Origin of the sequence: Mesorhizobium sp. CA5, assembly GCF_020165105.1 — a bacterium.
Classification (GTDB): Bacteria; Pseudomonadota; Alphaproteobacteria; order Rhizobiales; family Rhizobiaceae; genus Mesorhizobium.
The window spans coordinates 86,058-103,100 of record NZ_JAIUHJ010000016.1; the positions used below are offsets into that span (position 1 = coordinate 86,058).

Annotated in this window: 18 protein-coding genes; 12 read left to right on the top strand and 6 right to left on the bottom strand. The window is 62.7% G+C overall.

The features are described 5' to 3' along the window. The first annotated feature begins 2 nt into the window (after positions 1–2). A complete protein-coding gene (locus tag LB529_RS20535; RefSeq protein WP_224712153.1) occupies positions 3–263 on the top strand; it encodes a hypothetical protein in 261 nt (86 codons plus the stop codon). A gap of 137 nt (positions 264–400) precedes the next feature. Here LB529_RS20535 and LB529_RS20540 read toward each other — a convergent pair whose 3' ends face one another. Next, complete coding sequence (locus LB529_RS20540) at positions 401–1,198, bottom strand: DUF3800 domain-containing protein (protein ID WP_224517094.1); 798 nt, start codon at positions 1,196–1,198, stop codon at positions 401–403. Positions 1,199–1,306: 108 nt separating this feature from the next. Here LB529_RS20540 and LB529_RS20545 point away from each other — a divergent pair, with 108 nt between their 5' ends. From LB529_RS20545 to LB529_RS20595, 11 genes are all read left to right on the top strand, one after another. Then, positions 1,307–1,819 carry a hypothetical protein gene (locus LB529_RS20545; protein ID WP_224709650.1) on the top strand — a complete coding sequence of 171 codons (513 nt, stop codon included), beginning with the start codon at positions 1,307–1,309 and terminating at the stop codon, positions 1,817–1,819. Further along, entirely contained in the window at positions 1,816–2,337 is a 522-nt protein-coding gene (locus tag LB529_RS20550) for a hypothetical protein (RefSeq protein ID WP_224709648.1), read from the top strand. The genes LB529_RS20545 and LB529_RS20550 overlap by 4 nt, the downstream gene beginning before the upstream one ends. A 238-nt stretch (positions 2,338–2,575) precedes the next feature. Beyond that, positions 2,576–2,923 carry a hypothetical protein gene (locus LB529_RS20555; protein ID WP_140845287.1) on the top strand — a complete coding sequence of 116 codons (348 nt, stop codon included), beginning with the start codon at positions 2,576–2,578 and terminating at the stop codon, positions 2,921–2,923. A gap of 131 nt (positions 2,924–3,054) precedes the next feature. Continuing rightward, a complete protein-coding gene (locus tag LB529_RS20560) occupies positions 3,055–3,426 on the top strand; it encodes an endonuclease domain-containing protein (protein ID WP_224712154.1) in 372 nt (123 codons plus the stop codon). 202 nt (positions 3,427–3,628) lie between these two features. Continuing rightward, positions 3,629–4,000 (top strand): hypothetical protein, encoded by a 372-nt coding sequence (locus LB529_RS20565; protein WP_224712155.1) that lies wholly within the window; start codon positions 3,629–3,631, stop codon positions 3,998–4,000. A 126-nt stretch (positions 4,001–4,126) separates the two neighbouring features. Beyond that, positions 4,127–4,498: an endonuclease domain-containing protein gene (locus LB529_RS20570; RefSeq protein WP_224712156.1), complete on the top strand. Its 372-nt coding sequence runs from the start codon at positions 4,127–4,129 to the stop codon at positions 4,496–4,498. 242 nt (positions 4,499–4,740) lie between these two features. Continuing rightward, on the top strand, positions 4,741–5,367 hold the full coding sequence (locus tag LB529_RS20575) for a CDGSH iron-sulfur domain-containing protein (protein ID WP_224712157.1): 627 nt from the start codon (positions 4,741–4,743) through the stop codon (positions 5,365–5,367). Between the two features lie 53 nt (positions 5,368–5,420). Then, a complete protein-coding gene (locus tag LB529_RS20580; RefSeq protein WP_224712158.1) occupies positions 5,421–5,723 on the top strand; it encodes a cupredoxin family copper-binding protein in 303 nt (100 codons plus the stop codon). 322 nt (positions 5,724–6,045) lie between these two features. Continuing rightward, on the top strand, positions 6,046–8,067 hold the full coding sequence (locus LB529_RS20585) for a hydantoinase/oxoprolinase family protein (RefSeq protein WP_224712159.1): 2,022 nt from the start codon (positions 6,046–6,048) through the stop codon (positions 8,065–8,067). A 210-nt stretch (positions 8,068–8,277) separates the two neighbouring features. After that, on the top strand, positions 8,278–9,264 hold the full coding sequence (locus LB529_RS20590; RefSeq protein WP_224712160.1) for an IS5 family transposase: 987 nt from the start codon (positions 8,278–8,280) through the stop codon (positions 9,262–9,264). A 251-nt stretch (positions 9,265–9,515) separates the two neighbouring features. After that, positions 9,516–11,687 carry a malate synthase G gene (locus tag LB529_RS20595; RefSeq protein ID WP_224712161.1) on the top strand — a complete coding sequence of 724 codons (2,172 nt, stop codon included), beginning with the start codon at positions 9,516–9,518 and terminating at the stop codon, positions 11,685–11,687. Between the two features lie 117 nt (positions 11,688–11,804). Here LB529_RS20595 and LB529_RS29035 read toward each other — a convergent pair whose 3' ends face one another. The 5 genes from LB529_RS29035 to gshB form a co-directional block, all read right to left on the bottom strand. Further along, positions 11,805–12,446: a DUF2235 domain-containing protein gene (locus tag LB529_RS29035; RefSeq protein WP_318012576.1), complete on the bottom strand. Its 642-nt coding sequence runs from the start codon at positions 12,444–12,446 to the stop codon at positions 11,805–11,807. After that, positions 12,383–12,904 carry a DUF2235 domain-containing protein gene (locus LB529_RS29040; RefSeq protein WP_318012574.1) on the bottom strand — a complete coding sequence of 174 codons (522 nt, stop codon included), beginning with the start codon at positions 12,902–12,904 and terminating at the stop codon, positions 12,383–12,385. Before LB529_RS29040 ends, LB529_RS29035 begins: the two co-directional genes overlap by 64 nt. Positions 12,905–13,120: 216 nt before the next feature. Beyond that, positions 13,121–14,650 (bottom strand): YifB family Mg chelatase-like AAA ATPase, encoded by a 1,530-nt coding sequence (locus LB529_RS20605; RefSeq protein ID WP_095769438.1) that lies wholly within the window; start codon positions 14,648–14,650, stop codon positions 13,121–13,123. Positions 14,651–14,902: 252 nt separating this feature from the next. Next, on the bottom strand, positions 14,903–15,970 hold the full coding sequence (locus LB529_RS20610; protein WP_224712162.1) for a glycosyltransferase: 1,068 nt from the start codon (positions 15,968–15,970) through the stop codon (positions 14,903–14,905). A 64-nt stretch (positions 15,971–16,034) separates the two neighbouring features. Continuing rightward, positions 16,035–16,988 (bottom strand): glutathione synthase, encoded by a 954-nt coding sequence (gene gshB, locus LB529_RS20615; RefSeq protein WP_224606610.1) that lies wholly within the window; start codon positions 16,986–16,988, stop codon positions 16,035–16,037. Between the last annotated feature and the right edge of the window lie 55 nt (positions 16,989–17,043).

Consider the following 17,043-nt stretch of genomic DNA (forward strand, 5'->3'; position numbering starts at 1 on the left):
GGTTGGCGCGCGCAGTGCGCCAAGCCATCGATCCAGTGAATCGATGGCAGGCTTCGAAAGCGGGGGAGCTGCCGGAAGGCAGCGGTCCCCCGCCAGCGCAACGCTGGAGCTGCGCGGTGGAGATTATTCGCCAGCCGGAAGATCCGATTATCGCGGCAAAAAATCAAAAAGTGAGCCGGAGCCGATCGCAGGACTTGGACGAGGCACTTGGGCAATGGATTTGCCACAAGGAAAAGCGACTCATTTTCAATGACTTATCATAAAATAATCAGATAAGCCATTGAACATGTTGACCTTTTAAGAATAAGAGCCTATCTTGTATGAGCTCGACTGAGCCGGTGGTAGAAGCCGGGGTAAGTCTTGCTTAAGGGCGGTGCCGAGAGATCGGCGCCGCCCTTCGCTATCTTATGATACCGAGCGGATCCTGCCTGTTGCACTCTCTGGTGAGAGTCAGATCCAGTTTTTCAAACGATCTATGGATCCTACGCTGCCGTGCTTTTGCGGTTGGCAATTCATGCCTTAGAAGGCCAAACGCCAGAACGTCAGCAACCTGAATAAAGTAGCTCTTTTGTGAGCTCTTAAACTGCGGATCTTCTATTATCCGCTCAATCGGGATGTTCTTGGTAACGCCACCATCAGGCCAGCCGCCCTGATTACTTGGTATGGGATTGTGGACACGCATACGCCTGACCATGGCGATGTATTGCCGCTCCTTCCCTTCGTCGCAAATTAGATGCGCGAAGGAATCCCAGGCTACCATCGTGCGGTTAATGCGATTCAACAGGCGCTCGAACGCCCGATATTGATCGTCGTCATTATTACAGACGTTAAAGACCCGAACACCCCATCGATGCATGAATTCGACCACTTCGAAATGCTTATGAAATATCTGCGCACGAGTGTGTCTGCTCAGGTGCGCAAGCGCTCCGTCGCTTCCTCTACCAGATAGAAATGCCGTCGAATGAATCTCAAATCCAAGCGGGACGCCATGCGTATCTCTGAGATGTATACGCCACTTCTTGATGTATTCGAACGCCGTGTTCCACTGGCGGTGCGGGATTGCCAGCGCCGAAAATACATTCGCGGGGCGGTCAGTCGAATCGTCGATGTAGATGAAATGCATTTCATTCCAGAATGTAATCATCTGCTCAAGAGTCAAGCGGACAACCATGACTTGGAACGCGTCGGTCGTCGGCATCCTCATCCGTTAGCTTCAAAGGGTCGACTCTCGGCCCGCTCCGCCCCGACCAATCTTTGAGAACGTTTGGCGCTGTTGTATCCTCTCCCCGGCTTGGGGAGACATCACATGCGCTCCACTCTCGATCTCGTCGCCGCAATCGGCCTCGCCATCGGCGGCGCTTTTGGCTTGGCGGGCACTTTCGTTGCCAGCGACGCGCTGCGCGAGACGGTCTGGACCATCGACGGCGTGGGCATCGTCGTCGCCGCGGCGCTGCTGACGATGAAATACCAGCGGCTCGGCCATGATCTCGTCGCGGCGGGTTTCCTCACCTTCCTGGCCGGCGAAAGCCTGCTTCTGGCCGGCAATGCGGCGGGGCTGCAGGCCTCCGTGCCTTCCTATGCCGGCGGCATTGCGCTGTGGGCGGCGGGGCTGGTGATGGTCAGCGCGCAGGCCACTTTCGCGCTGTGGATGCGGCTTACGGCCTCCGTCGCCGCCGTGCTGTTCGCCGTCTCGATCCTGATGATCCTGTGGGGCGCGCCGCTTCTGCCCACCTCGGCGCCGCTGCCGGCGCTCGGTTATCCGTTCCTGGTGCTGACCTTCATCGGCTGGATCTGGACTTTGCTGAAGCCGGAGCGTTGAGCGCCAAGGCAATGGCCGCGCCGCTCGAAATCCGCAACAGCCCGTCGGGAAAGATCTTGCCCGCCGTTGGACCGATCCTGCTTGGCGGCATTTTCGGCTTCGGCGCGCTGCAGGGCGTGGCTTCGGGCGCGAACAGCGGGCATGTGCTGTGGATCGCGCTGCTCAGCGCCGCTTGCCTCGCGCTCGGCGCCTTCATCGCTCGCGGCGCCTTCGACACCTCGGTCAAGGTGGTGCTGGACAGCCAGGGTTTCCGAGATGCCCGCGCCGGTGACGTGTTGGTGCCATGGAGCAAGGTGCGGAGCGTGCGGCTCGCCGCCGGCGGCAAGGGCGCGGCGATGCTCAATTTCGAGCTCACCGAGGAGCCGCCCGACGCAATCCGCTATTCCTCCGCCAACGCCTTCGGCCTGATGCCCTTCGGCAAAACCATTGTGCATATGGAAATCTCCTCGCTCGACGTGCGGGGAGAGGAGATTGTGGATGCGGTGAAGACATTCGCGCCGCATGTGGTGAGGCGCTGACTTTCCCTTCTCCCCCTGTGGGAGAAGGTGGCCGCGAAGCGGCCGGATGAGGGGTGTTGGAAGGAATGAGGCATCGGCGATTGGGTACAATGCGCCGCTTGCAACGAACGGCCTCGCCAAGCTGGAGCACCCCTCATCCGTCTCGGCGCTACGCGCCGAGCCACCTTCCCCCACAAGGGGGGAAGGGGAGGTCGCGCCCCGTCTCAACCCGTGCTCTACTCCCTCGGGGGACCTCGCCATGATTCGCGCTCTGCTCGCCTTCCTTCTGCTCACCTCGCCGGCTTTAGCCGCCGACATGTCGGTCTTCGTGCGCAACCAGCGTTCGGACGGCGTCGCGGTCGAGCTGTTCAGCCGCGACAGCCAAAAAGTCTGGCCGGGCGACGACAAGGTGTTCCTCATCCGCCCGAAGGCGCGAAAGTCCGTGCCGATCTCCTGCGAGCCGGGCGAGCATATCTGCTGGGGCGCCTGGGTGAACGGCGACGATTCCGTCACCGCCGGCGTCGGCCCCGACAACGACCAGCCCTGCGACACCTGCTGCTTCATCTGCACCGAGCATTCCACCGAGACGGTGGATCTGGCCGAGTAGCGGGGCGCTTCCCCTTCTCCCCCTGTGGGAGAAGGTGGCTCGGCGCGCAGCGGCGAGACGGATGAGGGGTGCTCCAGCGGAGTGAGGCGCCGGATATTTGAGCGGGCACCAACATTGGCTAATCTTCCGCCATGCCGCACCAACCCGTAACCCCGGCCAAACGCAATTTCGCCCGGTCGATGCGCCGTGAGTCGACCGACGCGGAGGACCGTCTATGGCACGAATTGCGCGGCCGGCGACTGGACAATATCAAGTTCAAGCGGCAGGTGCCGATAGGCAGGTTCGTCGCGGATTTCCTCTGCGCCGAGGCAAAACTCATCGTCGAAATCGACGGCAGCCAGCATGCGGAGTCGCTCCGTGATCTGGAGCGCGACGCCGCATTGAAGGCGAGAGGCTTTCGCGTGCTGCGGTTCTGGAACGATGATGTGCTGAAAGAGCTGGATGCGGTCTGCGATACCATTATTGCGTATGTGAAAGATAAGAGTTTGCAGCCCTGGCGGTGATGCCACCGGGCGTCTTCGCCAAGCTGGAACACCCCTCATCCGTCTCGGCGCTGCGCGCCGAGCCACCTTCTCCCACAAGGGGAGAAGGGGAAGTCCCCCAAATTCCGTCAGCCATTTTTCGCCGCCGCCCCTTGGCATATGCGCCCGCCATGTCATCATCCAACCATCGGCCGTGGGGGCCGATTCGACCTCGGGGGTTCTCATGTCTTCCACCTTCGCGCGCCGCGTTGCCGCCGCGCTTTCGCTTGCCGTCCTCATCGCGCCCGCCGCTCACGCCGGCGACGTCACCTTCCAGATCAAGAACAATCATCCGAACGCCATGCGTGTCGAGCTCTATAGCCAGGACCGCGACTATGTCTGGCCGGGCGATGGCAAGGATTTCTATCTCGACGACGGCGAGACCAAGCAATTGCCGATCTCGTGCAACGAGGGCGAGAAGATCTGCTACGGCGCCTGGGTCGACGGCGATGAAGAAACCTATTGGGGCGTCGGCCCCAACAACAAGGAAACCTGCGAGGACTGCTGCTACACCTGCAGCGGCGGCCAGACCGAGGAGATCGACCTGGAGGAGTAGCTCTTCTCCTTCTCCCCTTGTGGGAGAAGGTGGATCGGCGCGCAGCGCCGAGACGGATGAGGGGTGCTCCAGCTGAGTGGCACGCCGGATATTTGAGCCATCACCTACATCGGCCAGTCTTCCGCCATGCCCCACCAACCCGTAACCCCGGCCAAAAGGAATTTCGCTCGGTCGATGCGCCGTGAGTCGACCGACGCGGAGGACCGTCTATGGCAGGAATTGCGCGGTCGTCGTCTCGACAACATCAAGTTCAGGCGGCAAGTGCCGATTGGTAGGTTCGTGGCGGATTTCCTTTGCGCCGAGGCCAAGCTTGTCGTTGAGATTGACGGCAGCCAGCATGCGGAATCGCGCCATGACCAGGAACGCGATGCCGAGCTGAAAGTCAGGGGCTTTCGCGTGCTGCGGTTCTGGAACGACGATGTGCTGAAGGATTTGGATGCTGTCTGCGACACCATCATTGCCTATGTGAGGGATGAGAGTCTGCAACCCTGGCGGTAGCGGTGCATCGGCGTTCCTGCCAAGCTGGAGCACCCCTCATCCGTCTCGGCGCTGCGCGCCGAGCCACCACCCGGCCCTTCGCAGGCTCAGGGCGTTCGAAGCTCGAAAAGCCAAGCAATTGGCTTTTCGTCCGCTAACGCGGACCGCTTCTCACCCCACAAGGGGAGAAGGGGAGTTCATTCTTGACGCCCCTCTCACCGCCGCCCTAGCCTCGTCTCAACCCAACAGGAGACCCCACCCACATGGCAGGCACGGTCGAAGGCGAGAAGATCGACGTTTCCTTCAGCGGCAAGCGCTGCATCCATTCGCGCAATTGCGTGCTTGGCAATCCGCATGTCTTCGTGCCCAACGCGCCGGGCGAGTGGATCCACCCTGACGCGGCCAGCGTCGAGCAGGTCGTGGCGCTGGCGGAAAACTGCCCCTCGGGCGCCATCACCTACACCAGAAAAGATGGCGGGCCGCAGGAGAAGCCGCCGGTGGTCAACACCGTGCGGCTGCGTGAGAACGGCCCGCTGGCGGTGCATGCCGAGATCGTGCTCGGCGAGGAGACCCTCTTCCGCGCCACGCTTTGCCGCTGCGGCCTGTCGCAGAACAAGCCGTTCTGCGACAACAGCCACATCAAGGCCGGCTTCACCGCCACCGGCGAGCCGCCGCTGAAGGAGGCGCAGGTGCTGGAGGCGCGGGACGGCCCGCTGACGGTCACCCCCACCGTCAACGGCCCGCTCAAGGTCGAAGGCAATGCCGAGATCGTCACCGGCACGGGGCATACCATCGCGCGGACCACCAAAGTTTTCCTCTGCCGCTGCGGGCACTCGGCCAACAAGCCGTTTTGCGACGGGTCGCATAAAAGAGTGGGCTTCGTGGCATGACAAACGCCGCGCCCGCCTTAGCTTAGGGGGAGGACTCTCAGGAGGAATCCGCCATGCGCACCATGCTCGCCCTTGCCTTGCTTGCCGTCGCAATGCCTGCCTTCGCCGCAAACCACGCGGTTGAGATCAAGGACATGAAATTCCACCCGGCCAAGATCAGTGTCGCCGTCGGCGACACCGTGACCTTCACCAACGCCGATTCCAAGACGCACACCGCCACCGCGGATGACGGTTCCTTCGATACCGGGCAACTCGCCAAGGGCAAGCGCGCCAAGGTCAAGATATCGGACGCCGGCGCGCATCCGTTCCATTGTGCGATCCACAGCTCGATGACGGGCACCGTCACGGCGAAATAGGAAACGCCAGCGCTTGAAGGACTGCTGCGCAGGCCGGCGCGAGGCCCCCCTCTCTGCCCTGCCGGGCATCTCCCCCTCAAGGGGGGAGATTGGCAGCTTGGACGCCGGCGCCCCCTTTGCGACGTTTGGCGAAAGCGCCGGCCACATCTGATCTCCCCCGTTGAGGGGGAGATGGCCGGCAGGCCAGAGAGGGGGGCCTCGCGTCGACGTTTCCAATAAACTCCAGCGCCTCCCCCTGGCCCACCTCTCCCGCCTTTATCCGCCTGCCGGTATCGGCTAAGGGCTTCGCAACAAAGCCCTTGACCCTGGACCGCCTCACAGAATGACCGCCAAGCCTCCCCCTCTCTTCCTCGGCATCGACACCGGCGGCACCTACACCGATGCGGTGCTGTGGTCGGAGGAAGGCAGCCCGAAGGGCAAGGTGCTGGCCAAGGCCAAGTCGCTGACCACGCGCCACGATCTCGCCGTCGGTATTTCCGGCGCGGTCGACGCGGTGCTGGAACAATCCAGGACTGATCCGGCCTCGATCAAACTGGTTTCGATGTCGACGACGCTCGCCACCAACGCGCTGGTCGAGGGCCAGGGCGGGCGCGTGGCGCTGGTGATGATCGGCTTTTCCGAGGCCGACCTCGCGCGCGACGGGCTGAAGACGGCGCTTGGCACCGATCCGGTGGTGTTCTGCCCCGGCGGGCATGACGTGCATGGCAATGCGGCAAAACTGGACCTTTCCGGGCTCGAGGCGGCGCTGCCGGAACTGGGCGGCTCGGTATCGGGCTTTGCCGTCTGCGCCTATTTCGCCACCCGCAATCCGGCGCATGAGCTGGCGGCCCGCGACCTCATCCGCGACAAGACCGGCCTGCCGGTCACAGCCAGCCACGAGCTTTCCGCCAAGCTCGGCGGCCCGCGCCGCGCGCTCACCACTTTGCTCAATGCGCGCCTGATCTCGATGATCGACCGGCTGGTGGCGGCGACCGAAGGCTTTCTTGGCCAACGCGGCATCGCCGCGCCGTTGATGGTGGTGCGCGGCGACGGCGCGCTGGTTTCGGCGGCGTTTGCCCGCCAGCGGCCAATCGAGACGATCCTGTCCGGCCCGGCCGCCAGCCTTGTCGGCGCCCGCCACATGACCGGACTGGACGACGCCATGGTCTCGGATATCGGCGGCACAACCACCGATGTCGCCGTGCTCGACGGCGGCCGGCCGCGGCTTGATCCGGAAGGCGCCACCGTCGGCGGCTTCCGTACCATGGTCGAGGCCGTCGCCATGCGCACATTCGGCCTTGGCGGCGACTCCGAAGTGACGCTGGAAGACGGCGCGCTCGATCCAAAAATCCTGCTTGGGCCGCGCCGCCTGGTGCCGCTGGCGCTGGCGGGCCTGGTGCATGGCGAGGCCGTCACCGCCGAGCTGGAGCGCCAGCTCCGCGCGCCGAATCCCGGCCGCATGGACGGGCGCTTTGCCCTGCGCACCGGCGTGCCGGACCGGCTCGCCGCCGGCCTCACCGGGCCGGAAGCGAAGCTCTACGAGGCGATCGGCGCCGCCCCGCTGGCGCTCGACAGGCTGCTCGCTTCCAATGCGCAGAACGCCACGCTGAACCGGCTGGTCGCGCGCGGGCTGGTGCATATCTCGGGCTTCACGCCCTCCGACGCCGCCCATGTGCTGGGAAAACAGGCCAATTGGGACGCCGCCACGGCCCGGCTCGGGGCCGAGCTGTTCTCCCGCCGCCGCGACGGCCGCGGCCAGACGATCGCGGCGACGCCGGAGGAGATTTCGCAGCGCGTGCTCGTCACGCTGACCCGCTGGTCGGCCGAATATATTTTGGAGACCGCCTTCGCCGAGGACGGGCTGGACGGCGCCGCCACCGTCGCGCATGCGCTGGTGCAGCGCGCCGTCGACGCGCATCCCGGCATCGCCCGCTTCACCGTCGCGCTCGACCGCCCGGTCATCGGCCTCGGCGCCTCGGCGCCGCTGCATTATGCCGGCCTGCCGCCGCTGGTCGGCAATGGCTGCATCGTGCCGGAAGACACCGATGTCGCCAACGCGCTCGGCGCCGTGGTCGGCCAGGTGCGCGTCTCGGCCGAAGCCCGCGTCAGCCAGCCCAAGGAAGGCGTGTTTAGGCTGGCCTCGGGCCAGACGGTGCGCGACTTCACCGAGGAGGACAAGGCGATTGAGGCAGCGCGAGCCGATGTGCGGGCGCTCGCCGCCGATCGCGCCAAGGACGCGGGCACCGACAGCGCCGAGATTCACGTTTCCACGGAGTTCAAGGTCTCGACCATCGAGGGCCAGCGCATGTTCATCGAGGCGCATGTGGTGGCCGTGGCGTCGGGGCGGCCACGGATAGCGGTGTGAGCGCAGCCTCCCCTTCCCCCCTTGTGGGGGAAGGTGTCGCCGAAGGCGACGGATGAGGGGTGTTCCAGGGAAAGCCAGCGTCTCACTCCGCTGAAACACCCCTCATCCGTCTCGGCGCTTGCGCGCCGATCCACCTTCTCCCACAAGAAGGGCTTTGCACAGAATCGGATCGGTGATTCCATGCGGATATCCGGCGAGGAGGGATTCGCGATGGTCGATCGAGTGCTTGGCCAATTGAGCCTAGCGGACGGTTTTGCGGCGTCGGATGAGACGATCTTCGACCTGATAGCGAAGGAACTGGACTGGGCGCCGATCCGAACCTTGCTTGGTCATCGCAGCGGTCCTGGCTCTGGCAACACCAGCTATCCAGCCGAGCCGCTGGTGCGTTGTTTGCTGCTGGGCGTGTGGCATGGGCTGAGCGATCCCGCGCTTGAAGCGCAAATCCGGGACCGGCTGTCGTTCCGCCGCTTTGCCGGCTTCAGCCTTTCGGATCGCACGCCCGATCACTCGACGCTGTGGCGTTTCCGCGAGGAACTGACGCGCGAGCGTCTGATCGACAAGATCTTTGAGGAGATCAATCGCCAACTGGAGGCCAAGAGCCTGATCGTCAAGCGCGGTACCTTGGTCGATGCCACATTCTTGCAGGCACGCGGCCGCCCGCCCAAGCAGCCCAAGAAGGGCCATCATGGTCCGATCAAGCCGTCGTCCGACAAGGATGCGCGCTGGGGCAAGAAGGGCAAGAAGAGCACCTTCGGCTACAAGATGCACATCGGCGCTGACCAGGCGCACACCATCATACGGCGCGTCGAGGTGAGCGACGCCTCGCTCACCGACACCGAGCCGGCCGACCAGCTGATCTGCGGCGACGAGAAGGCGGCCTATGGCGATCAGGCCTATTACACCCACGCCAGGCACGATCGGCTAGCCGAGGCCAACATCAAGGATCGGCTGATGCGGCGGGCCAACAAGCATCACCCCGAGCTGCCGCCGCGCCAAAAGCTGCGCAACCGGCTGATCGCCAAGGTGCGCGCGGCGGTCGAGCGGCCGTTCGCCGTATTCAAGGAGCACTATGGCATGCGGCTCGTGCGCTTCTTCAACCTGGCCACCAACCGCACGCAGTGCATGCTGGCGGCCTGCGCCTACAATCTAAGGACCATGATCGGCGCCCTCTTTCCACCTGCTGAAAGACGAGCATGAGGAGGAGTGCGTCCGCAGCCAAGCGGATTGGCCGCCTAACCCGGCAAATGCCCCGCAAAGCCGCCCAAAACCGCCTCCCATGGCCTTCAAAAAACGCCTCATTAGCCCAACAAACAGAATTCACTCTCCCGTGCAAAGCCCTCACAAGGGGAGAAGGAAAAGGCCGCGCCCCTCTACACCCTAAGCTGAATTGACCCCGCAACCCCAAACATGCCAAACGCCCGGCAAGCCACCTATCTGGAGACGTGCAGATGACCGACCGCATCGAGATCGCCGGGTTGCGGATTGCCCGGGAGCTCCACGACTTCGTCGCCGAGGAGGCGGTAGTCGGCACCGGCATCGACGCGGAAAAATTCTGGACCGGCTTTTCGGCCATCGTCCACGACCTCGCGCCGAAGAACCGCGCGCTGCTGGCCAAACGCGACGCCATGCAGGAGAAGCTCGACTTCTGGTATCGCGAAAACGGCGCGCCGATCGACATGGAGGCCTACAAGACTTTCCTCAAGGAGATCGGCTATCTGGTGCCGGAAGGGCCGGCCTTCAGCGTCTCGACCGAGCATGTCGACCCCGAAATCGCCGTCGTTGCCGGGCCGCAGCTCGTCGTGCCGGTGATGAATGCGCGCTATGCGCTCAACGCCGCCAATGCGCGCTGGGGCTCGCTCTATGACGCGCTCTACGGCACCGATGCCGTTCCCGAGACCGGCGGCGCCGAGAAGGGGAAGGGCTTCAATCCGGCGCGCGGCGCCAGGGTGATCGCCTGGGCCAAGGATTTCCTCGACCAGTCCGTGCCGCTGACCACCGGCAAATGGGCGGGCGTCAATGGGCTGTCGGTGGCGAACGGCGCGCTGAAAGCAGGCGAGGGCGCCGGCGCCACGACGCTTGCCGATCCGAGGCAGTTCGTCGGCTATCGCGGTGATGCCGCTACGCCGGAAGCGGTGCTTCTGGTCAAGAACGGGCTGCATATCGAAATCGTGATCGACCGCGCCAACCAGATCGGCCGGACCGATCCGGCCGGCATCGCCGACGTCCTCCTCGAAGCCGCGTTGACCACCATCCAGGATTGCGAGGATTCGGTCGCCGCCGTGGATGCGCAGGACAAGGTCGTCGTCTATCGCAACTGGCTCGGCCTGATGAAGGGCGACCTCGCGGAAGAGATCGCCAAGGGCGGCAAGACCTTCGTCCGCAAGCTCAACCCGGACCGCACCTACACCTCGCGCGGCGGCGGCACGCTTACGCTGCCCGGCCGCTCGCTGATGCTGGTGCGCAATGTCGGCCACCTGATGACCAATCCGGCGATCCTGGATCGTGACGGCAACGAGGTGCCGGAAGGCATCATGGATGCGGCGATCACGGCGCTGATCGCGCTGCACGATGTCGGCCCGAACGGCCGCCGGATGAATTCCCGCGCCGGCTCTATGTATGTGGTGAAGCCCAAGATGCATGGGCCGGAAGAGGTCGCCTTCGCCGTCGAGATTTTCGACCGTGTCGAGGCGCTGCTCGGCATGGCGAAGAACACCATCAAGATGGGCATCATGGACGAGGAGCGGCGCACCACCGTCAACCTCAAGGAAGCGATCCGCGCCGCAAGAGAGCGCGTGGTGTTCATCAACACCGGCTTCCTCGACCGCACCGGCGACGAGATCCACACCTCGATGGAAGCCGGCCCGATGATCCGCAAGGGCGACATGAAGCAGGCCGCCTGGATTTCCGCCTATGAGGCCTGGAATGTCGACACCGGCCTCGAATGCGGGCTCGCCGGCCACGCCCAGATCGGCAAAGGCATGTGGGCGATGCCGGATCTGATGGCGGCGATGCTGGTTGAGAAGATCGCCCATCCCAAGGCCGGCGCCAACACCGCCTGGGTGCCGTCGCCCACGGCCGCGACCCTGCATGCCACGCATTACCACAAGGTCGACGTGCACGCCGTGCAGGCGGCGCTGAGGAGCCGGCCGAAGGCGAAGCTCGACGATATCCTGTCGGTGCCGGTCGCAAGGCGGCCGAACTGGACGCCGGACGAGATCCAGCGCGAGCTCGACAACAACGCGCAGGGCATCCTGGGTTACGTCGTGCGCTGGATCGACCAGGGCGTCGGCTGCTCGAAAGTGCCCGATATCAACGATGTCGGCCTGATGGAGGACCGCGCCACGCTGCGCATCTCCTCGCAGCACATCGCCAACTGGCTGCGCCACAAGGTGTGCTCGGAAATCCAGGTGAGAGACTCGCTGCAGCGCATGGCGGCCATCGTCGACCGCCAGAATGTCGGCGACCTGCTCTACCGCCCGATGGCGCCGGATTTCGACAATTCCATCGCCTTCCAGGCCGCCTGCGACCTGGTGTTCAAGGGTACGGTGCAGCCGAACGGCTATACCGAGCCGGTGCTGCATAAGCGGCGGCTGGAGCTGAAGGCGTCCTCGAAAGTATAGAAAGTCGACGAGCTCGCGGTCTCCCAGCCGCATACACCCCTTCAGTCTGCTCGTCCGATAGAGGCCGAGATGCGTGCGCGGCCGAGAAGGGGAAGATTTGACCTATAGTCTCAGGTACTAGAAATACGCCCCTGTAAATTTTTTGGTAAGCGGGCAGATAGAATATTTGCCGATCCGATTCTCGTATATTGTTTCACCTTCGTTCTTCCAGTGCACGGGTCGCCCGACAAGCCATTTGTGGATGAAGTGAACTTTGTCTTGCTGGGGCGGTAACGGCTTTCTGCATTCCTTGGATACCGGGCGGTCGGTCTCCAAGTTTACGTAAATCTTATCAGACCTAGCGAGAACCCTAATCACGTCCCCGAGGTCATCCACCGCGATGTGGTTGAGGGCGATTCCAGCATAAACTCGCAAGAATTGAGCCATAGTCATTAAGCTGACGCGGGCAATCAAGTCTTGTTCGTACCCGCCGCCGACATCGGAGTGAACGCCGGGCATCCAGATTTCCCGATCGCGACTGGTCGTGGGGGTTAGTCGAGCGACCGGAAAATATGGTCTAACTTCATGCAGGCTCATTAGGTGGACGTAGCTATCAATTTTTGATGATTGGACGTTGTCAATCTTGCTCAAAAAATTCTTATAATCAAAGTCAAATGGGCCAATGACGCAGTCAAAAAGCCCCAGGAACTTAACGTTTATGGGCCTGTCGACAAGTTGGATTTCATCCCCTCTAGGTAGCTGGAGCTGGCATGAAGATATTCATCTCTGGTAGCTTTCGACGCCTTATCAAACAAATCGAATAATTCGGTAAAAAACCGCACATATCGTTGCTTAAGCAACCCGAAGTCGGTAATCAATCTGGCGAAAAGTCGCGCTGCAACGGCACCGCGTGAGAAGCCGATTATGACAACGTCATCTCCGTCTCGGTAGTTGCAAGCGAGGTTTACATAGGCGCGCATGACCATTTCATCGAGACCAACACCGAACAATACCTGCTTAGTTCGGTCTAGCATGCCGCCTCGAACGTAGAATTGTGTTCCTATTCCAGGAAGGTAGAACGTCACCTGTGATCGAGGTCGTCGACGTTCCATACGACTCTCGGCGATCAGTGTGTTCAGATTAAAAACATTTGTCGGCTGCGACTCACTTGCATCCGTCGGATCGTTGCCAGTCCCATCGAACACCATCTCGCGAATTGCTGGCCAAAATGGCAACACCGGGGCTATTCCAAGCCATATTCTTGCTCACTAAAGTAACCGGCGCAAGTGTGTAGGTGGTGATGTATCAGTCTGGAGATCTCAATTCGTACAACAGCAGGGCGGCGCACTCCTGCGCCTCTTCCAGCGATTCGAAAGTAAAGAGGGCAGCAAGACGCGTTAGCATCGTAGTTTCTTGGCTCGCTGAGCATTTATCGGCAAAGCAAGTAGCTATACCTACGCCGCCTGCGCCATGCGCTCCGCGCTCATCCTATAGGAGATCGCCTCGGCGAGATGGATACGGCCGACGGTTTCGCTGGCGTCGAGGTCGGCCAGCGTGCGCGCCACCTTCAGCACGCGGTGATAGGCCCGCGCCGAAAAGCCGAGCTTTTCGCTGGCGTCCTTGAGCAGCGTCAGCCCGGCGCTATCGGGCTTGGCGATCTCCTCGATGATCGACGGCGGGCAGTGCGCGTTGGTGGTGGCGCCCGCGCCCAATCTTTCCAGCCTTTCGCGCTGCATGGCGCGCGCACGCGCCACGCGCTGCGCCACCGAAGCGCTCGTCTCGGCCTTGTCCGGCCGGATCAAGTCGCTTGCCGAGACCGCCGGCACCTCGATCCTGAGGTCGATGCGGTCGAGCAGCGGGCCGGAAATGCGCGCCTGGTACTCGGTGCGGCAGCGGTCGCCGCGCAGGCAGCGATAGCCGGGCTCGCCCGACATGCCGCAGCGGCACGGATTCATCGCCGCCACCAGCTGGATGCGCGCCGGATAGGTGACGCGGTGGTTGGCGCGCGCGATCATGCAGTCGCCGGTTTCCAGCGGCTGGCGCAGCGCATCCAATGTCTGCGGCGTGAATTCCGGTAACTCGTCGAGGAACAGCACGCCGTGATGGGCGAGCGAGACCTCGCCCGGACGTGCGCGCAGCCCGCCGCCCACCATCGCCGCCATCGAGGCCGAATGATGCGGGGCGCGGAACGGCCGCCGGTCGGTCAGCTTGCCTTCGCCGAGCTCGCCGGCGACGGAAGCGATCATCGACACTTCGAGCAGCTCCTTCGGCGCCAGCGGCGGCAGGATCGAGGGCAGGCGCTGCGCCAGCATCGACTTGCCCGAGCCGGGCGGCCCGACCATGAGAAGGTTGTGGCCGCCGGCGGCAGCCACTTCGACCGCCCGCTTGGCGCTCTCCTGGCCCTTGATGTCGGCGAGATCCGGCAGGTCGTGCGCGGCAAGCTGGATGCCGGCCTCGGGCCGCGACAGCACCTGCGTGCCGCGAAAATGGTTGGCGACGGCAATCAGGCTGCGCGGCGCAAGGATGTCGAAATCCTTGCCTGCCCAGGCCGCCTCCGGGCCGCAGGCGAAGGGACAGATCAGACCCTTGCTCTCCGCATTGGCGCCGATGGCCGCTGGCAGCGCGCCGGCAACGCCGGCGATGGTGCCGTCGAGCGACAATTCGCCAAGCACCACATAGCCGGCCAGCATATCGCCGGGGATGGCGCCGAGCGCCGCCATCAGGCCGAGCGCGATCGGCAGGTCGTAATGGCTGCCTTCCTTGGGAAGATCGGCCGGCGCGAGGTTCACCGTCACCTTCTTCGACGGCATCGACAGGCCCGACGCATGCAGCGCTGCCTGCACGCGCTCGCGGCTTTCGGCCACCGCCTTGTCCGGCAGGCCGACGATCTGCATGCCGACCTTGCCCGGACCGACCATCACCTGGACATCGACCGGCAAAGCCTCGATGCCCTGAAAAGCGACCGTGCGAACCCGCGCTACCATTTATCCAAAACCCCCGGCCTCAACGCGCCCGTATCCACCATCGAGCCGCGAGCGCCTACAATGCAGACAACCATAGATTTTCGAAACACGCAAGAACATTACAGGAACATCTATCCGCGAAGATGGTGGATTTCGGCCAAAGCTTCTTCTGGGCTAAAAGGCCGAGGCGCGCCCGAGCAGCCGCTATCGCCGCGTGCTCTCGACCTGTTGAACAAGGCGAGTAGTCCCTCCGGCAATCCGGGCTGTTGCCGTCTAGGCGGTGATGAAGGCATCGACCGTGCCTGAAAGCGATCGATCGATTGCGATGTGGGGTGGAAGCCACTCCATGACAGGATATCGGAAAGGCCAAGGCATGGCGAGCCGGCGCAAAGAGCCGCTTTCCAGAAAAACCTCATTTACAAGGTCTATGAACCGCCAGCGGTCTCGCTCAACTCGTTTCAAAGTTTGCGAACGAATATAAGCCCGGGGGATTCGTCGCTCCTTCAGCGCTAAGACAGCCTCCGCGATGGATCGAGGGTCGGGTGGAACTGTAAGCGAATATTCGTCATCGAGATAAAGGTCTCGACCACCATGGCTCGGGGTCGTGACAACAGGTAGCCCCGCGAGAAGATACTCTGTGCTGGCGAACATTGGTCCCTCTATTGCAGAGAGACAAATTCCCACGGCTGCACGATTTAGATGCATGTTCACATGAGCCGGCGCCAATCGAACAGGTTTGCCGGTGCTGTCAAACTCATTGATAAACACGTGACCCGGCGCGAGCTCCCTGTGCCGATTTATCCGCGCCCTTTCCGACTCCGTCGTGGATGACCCCACTGAATCACGATAAAAGACAAATGCACAACGCTCGATGCCAAGGGACAAGTCGTGGCGTTTCCACGAAGCCAGTTGCGCATTGTATATTGCATCAAATTCTACAGGGATGTCCTCGAGGGGCCTGAATATGTATTCGGAGGTTGTTGAAGTCTTGTTATGCAGGACGGCGGCCTCACCGGACTGATTCAAGAGATCAGCCTCGGCTTGTGTGTTGGATAGGAAGATTAGCGAGTGACGGGGGTTCCCAAGTCTGTGCAGAACGGCATAGGTCCGAATCATTTTGACGCTGGAATTGTTTTCGATGGACCAGGTTGGCGAGATGAGAAACCAGGCACGGTGACTGCGTGGAAGGAGAGGCATGTGACTTGCCAATCCAAGGGGCGTACCGGACATTCCCGAATAGGATATGAACGGATCGTCCGACAGCAAACTTGCCTGAAGGGCAGGTTGCGACTTCGCGGAAGAGTACCACTCTTTCCGGAGATAGCGGCGATGACGCAACATTGCTCCGACAATCTCGGATACGGTAGGAGGCCGATATCCGTGCTGCAGAGTCAACATGCGGCAATTACGCGGCCGACTTCAGCCGCTTCCCTTCCACGCAGTCCCAAAACAAGCTCGCGATATCCGCGCCGCCAAAGCGCTGCACTTCGCGCACGCCGGTCGGCGAGGTCACGTTGATCTCGGTCATGTAGTCGCCGATCACGTCGATGCCGACCAGGATGAAGCCGCGCTCCCTGAGCGCCGGTCCGATGCGGGCGCAGATCTCGCGCTCGCGCTCCGTCAGCTCGGTCTTTTCGGCGCGGCCGCCGACATGCATGTTGGAGCGGGAATCGTGCTCGGCCGGCACGCGGTTGATAGCGCCCACCGGGTCGCCGTCGATCAGGATGATGCGCTTGTCGCCCTTGCGCACGTCCTTGAGATAGCGCTGCACGATATAGGGCTCGCGGAACAGCTGGCCGAACATTTCGAGCAGCGAGGCGAGATTGCGGTCGGCCTCGTGCAGATGGAAGATGCCGGCCCCGCCATTGCCGTAGAGCGGCTTGACGATGATGTCGCCGAATTCCTTGCGGAAGGCCGCCACTTCCTGGGGATCCTTGGTGATCAGCGTTTCCGGCATCAGGTCCGGGAATTCAGTGACGAAGATCTTCTCCGGGCTGTTGCGCACCCAGGCTGGGTCGTTGACCACCAGCGTCTTCGGATGGATGCGCTCCAATATGTGCGTGGTGGTGATGTAGTTCATGTCGAAGGGCGGGTCTTGCCTGAGCAGCACGACGTCCATCTCGGAGAGGTCGGTGCGCACCTTCTCGCCCAGCGCGTAATGGTTGCCCTTTTCGTCGCGCACCTGCATCTCCTCGATGCGCGCGAACACCTTGCCGCCCACCATCGACAGCCGGTCGGGCGTGTAGTGGAAAAGCTTGTGGCCGCGCCGCTGCGCCTCCAGCGACAGCGCGAAGGTCGTATCTCCGGCGATCGACACGGTGGAGACATGGTCCATCTGGACGGCGATCTTCAGCGGCATTTGCGGTCTCCGGGGAACTCAGACGCCCGATATAAGGAAATCGGCGGCGCCTGCC